This window comes from Sphingomonas sp. (genome assembly GCF_036388435.1).
GTDB lineage: Bacteria > Pseudomonadota > Alphaproteobacteria > Sphingomonadales > Sphingomonadaceae > Sphingomonas.
Map to the genome: position 1 here is coordinate 1 of NZ_DASVRV010000026.1, position 3,313 is coordinate 3,313.

The following is a 3,313-nucleotide window of genomic DNA, read 5'->3' on the forward strand; positions in this document are numbered from 1 at the left end:
CCCCTGCGCGTCCGCACTGGGCAAACCGTCCGCGCGGCGGATCGGCACGTCCTCGTCCAGCGCGCGCTGCGCCGCGCGCTGCCCCGTGATCTGCGGATTACCCTCATAAGCCCTCAGCAACGCCTCGCGCAACGTCTCCGCCCCCGCAGGCGCGGCGAGCGGGGCGAATGCCACCCCGGCGAGAAACAAGATTCGGATCACGATCGGTCGCCCCCCGGCGCTGGTCAGAAGCTGAAGCCGCGCGGCCGGCTGAAGCCGGGCAGCACGACGCAATCGACATCGGCGAAGGTCGCGAGCCCGAACCCGCCCGCGCTCCTGCGGCCCGAAGCGAGACGGATGACGTTGCGATCGATCAGGCCGGTGACCACACGGCCGTCGGGCACCAATTGCCCCAGCAACGCATCGGGCACGAACTCGACCGCGCCGTCGATCATGAGCACGTCGAACGGCGCCCGGGACGGCGCACCCGCGTCCAGCGCCCCCTCGACCAGATCGATCCGCGCCTGCGCACCCAGCGCCTCTCGGGCGATCGCCGTCAGCGCAGGATCGCTTTCGACCGCGACGACATGCTCGACCAGCTCCGCCAGCACCGCTGCCGTGTAACCGGTCGCCGAACCGATCAGCAGCACCCGGTCGTGGCGTTCCAGATAGGCCTCGGTCAGCAGCCGCCCCGTCGCCATCGGCACGTTCAGATAGCGCCCCCGCCCCAGGGGCAGGGCGGCGTCGCGATAGGCGAAGGCGCGCTGATCGTCGGGCACGAAGCGCTCACGCGGCACCAGCGCCATCGCCGCGACCACGCGCGGATCGTTGACCGCGTTGGTGCGCAGCTGGCTCGACACCATCGCCTGGCGCATCGCCTCGAACGTCTCGGGGGACTGGGTGGTGAGCGTGGTCATGGCCGCATTCTGTCGCACAAGCGTTTTAGGGAAGCAATACACCTTGTCATGTCGTCCTTCCTATCGGGCGCCGCCCGGCTCGTCGAGCCGGATGCGATCCGACCATGGCCGGCCGCGGCGGTTGACACCGCCGCCCCGTCCCGTGCAAGGGCGCGGGCCGCATCGGGGCCCGATGGCGGAGTGGTGACGCAGAGGACTGCAAATCCTTGCACCCGGGTTCGATTCCCGGTCGGGCCTCCACCTCACGCGAAGAAATCGCGGGTTTCCGCCGGGCTCTAGTCGACAGGCGAGGTCGGACCTGATCGCGGCCCGTCGCAGGCCGCGAGCGATGGCCCGCTCACAGCACCGCGTTCAGCATGTCGACGAGCGGGCGGTCCGCCGGCGGCATCGCCAGCGCGTGCAACGCGTTCGGCGCCGTCCAGCGCAGCGCCGCCGCGTCGAGAGGCCGCGGGTCGCCCGTCCATTCGCGCGCGATATACAGGAGGAGGAGCAGATGGCGCTCCCCGTGCGGCACGCTCGCGAAACCGCATGGCGAGAGCGCGCCCATGCCCACCGCGATCCCGAGTTCCTCCGCCAGTTCGCGAACCAGCGCGGCTTCCGGCGTCTCGCCCGGCTCCAGCTTGCCTCCGGGAAATTCCCAAAGCCCGGCCATCGAGCTTCCTGCCGGGCGCTGCTGGACGAGCACCCGTCCGCGCGAATCGATCAACGCCCCGGCCACCACGAGCAAGGGCGGCCCGGCCGCGTCGGTCCTGTCCTTGGGCATTTCTTAAGCCTTTCCTTCTATATCGGGCTCATGCGCTCGCTCGATGCCCCCGTCCGCCTGCTCGCCGCCGTGCTGCGGAGCCGCCGCGGCGCGACCGCGGTCGAATATGGCATGATCGCCGCGCTCGTCGTGGTCGCGATGTTCGTCGGCCTCAGCGGGCTGGCCGACACCATCAACGCCCTGTGGAACCACGTCGCGCGCGAAGTGCTCGCCAAGGCCTGAGCGACCCGGACCGCGTCGGACCCGCCTTAAGGGTTTCTCAAGACTCCCCCGATATCACGGTCCTCGCTGCCCCGGTACGTCCGGTTCAGCCGGGTGAATGAAGCTTCGAACCATGGAGACGGGAATGCAGACGATCCGCAAGTTTCTCAAGAACAACAAGGGCGCGACCGCCATCGAGTACGGCCTGATCGCCGCGCTGATCGCCGTCGCCGCGACGGTCGCCATGGGCGGTTTGGGCAACCAGCTGAAGGCGACGTTCAACAACGTCAATACGAAGATGGGCCAGGGCACGGCCGCCGCCTAAAACACTCGGTCGCCGCACCAGCGGCGACCGTATGGCGGAAGGGCGGCGGGCGAAAGCCTCGCCGCCCTTTTTGCGTTCCTATAGTCGCCCCATTGCCAGGAACTTGTCGCGCCGCCCCTGGCGCAGCTGGTCCGGCGATGTCGTGTCCAGATCGCGCAGATTCGCCTCGATCGCGTCCGCCAGCGCGCCGATCGCGGCCCCGGGGGCGCGGTGCGCGCCCCCCACGGGCTCGGGCACGATCTGGTCGATGACGCCGAAGGCGCGCAGATCCTGCGCGGTGATCTTCATCGCCTCCGCCGCGTCGGCCGCCTTGTCGGCGGTCCGCCACAGGATGGACGCGCAGCCCTCGGGCGAGATGACCGAATAGACCGCATGCTCGAACATCAGCACCCGGTTGCCGGCCGCCAGCGCCACCGCGCCGCCCGAACCGCCCTCGCCGACGATCGCCGACACCACGGGCACGCGCGCCGCCAGGCACGCCTGGGTCGACCGCGCGATCGCCTCGGCCTGCCCGCGCTCCTCCGCCTGCACGCCCGGAAACGCGCCCGACGTGTCCACCAGCGTCACGATCGGCAGCCCGAATCGGTCGGCCATCTCGACCAGCCGGATCGCCTTGCGATACCCCTCCGGCTTGCCCATCCCGAAATTGTGCCGCAGCCGGCTGGCGGTGTCGTCGCCCTTCTCGTGCCCCAGCACCATCACGCGCCGGCCGCGAAAGGTCGCGAACCCACCCTGGATCGCCTGATCGTCGGCGAAGGCGCGATCGCCCGCCAGCGGCAGCCATTCGTCGAACAGCCCGGCCACGTAATGCTTGAAATGCGGCCGCTCGGGATGCCGCGCCACCTGCGTCTTCTGCCAAGGGGTCAGCCGGGCGAAGGTGTCGCGCAGCAGCTTGTCCGACTTGGCCTGGAGCCGCGACACCTCGACCGTGATATCGACGCTGCCGTCGACCGCGGTGTCGCGCAGTTCGTCGATCCGGCCCTGAAGCTCGGCGATCGGTTTCTCGAAATCTAGGAACGATGGCATCGGCGGCGGTTAGGACCGGCGCCGTTCCAGGTCAACGAGCCCCGGATCGGCCAGGGGATGGCGCGTCTCCACCAGCTCGACCAGGCGACCCGCGTCCACATG

Annotated in this window: 5 protein-coding genes, 1 tRNA gene and 1 pseudogene; 3 read left to right on the forward strand and 4 right to left on the reverse strand. The window is 69.8% G+C overall.

Annotation, left to right across the window (positions count from 1 at the left end):
- A pseudogene (locus tag VF592_RS06555) lies at positions 1-201 on the reverse strand (hypothetical protein); the annotation flags it as partial.
- 23 nt (positions 202-224) lie between these two features.
- On the reverse strand, positions 225-896 hold the full coding sequence (locus VF592_RS06560; RefSeq protein ID WP_331004815.1) for a protein-L-isoaspartate O-methyltransferase: 672 nt from the start codon (positions 894-896) through the stop codon (positions 225-227).
- Between the two features lie 166 nt (positions 897-1,062).
- On the opposite strand from VF592_RS06560, the gene VF592_RS06565 reads away from it, so the two are divergent.
- Positions 1,063-1,136, forward strand: a tRNA-Cys gene (locus VF592_RS06565).
- Positions 1,137-1,233: 97 nt separating this feature from the next.
- On the opposite strand, the gene VF592_RS06570 is transcribed toward VF592_RS06565, so the two are convergent.
- Positions 1,234-1,659, reverse strand: a complete 426-nt coding sequence (locus VF592_RS06570; RefSeq protein ID WP_331004816.1) for a (deoxy)nucleoside triphosphate pyrophosphohydrolase — start codon at positions 1,657-1,659, stop codon at positions 1,234-1,236.
- 30 nt (positions 1,660-1,689) lie between these two features.
- Here VF592_RS06570 and VF592_RS06575 point away from each other — a divergent pair, with 30 nt between their 5' ends.
- Together VF592_RS06575 and VF592_RS06580 are read left to right on the forward strand one after the other, a co-directional pair.
- Complete coding sequence (locus tag VF592_RS06575; protein WP_331004817.1) at positions 1,690-1,881, forward strand: Flp family type IVb pilin; 192 nt, start codon at positions 1,690-1,692, stop codon at positions 1,879-1,881.
- A 124-nt stretch (positions 1,882-2,005) separates the two neighbouring features.
- A complete protein-coding gene (locus VF592_RS06580) occupies positions 2,006-2,185 on the forward strand; it encodes a Flp family type IVb pilin (protein WP_331004819.1) in 180 nt (59 codons plus the stop codon).
- 78 nt (positions 2,186-2,263) lie between these two features.
- On the opposite strand, the gene VF592_RS06585 is transcribed toward VF592_RS06580, so the two are convergent.
- On the reverse strand, positions 2,264-3,211 hold the full coding sequence (locus tag VF592_RS06585) for an acetyl-CoA carboxylase carboxyltransferase subunit alpha (protein ID WP_331004818.1): 948 nt from the start codon (positions 3,209-3,211) through the stop codon (positions 2,264-2,266).
- Positions 3,212-3,313 lie beyond the last annotated feature (102 nt).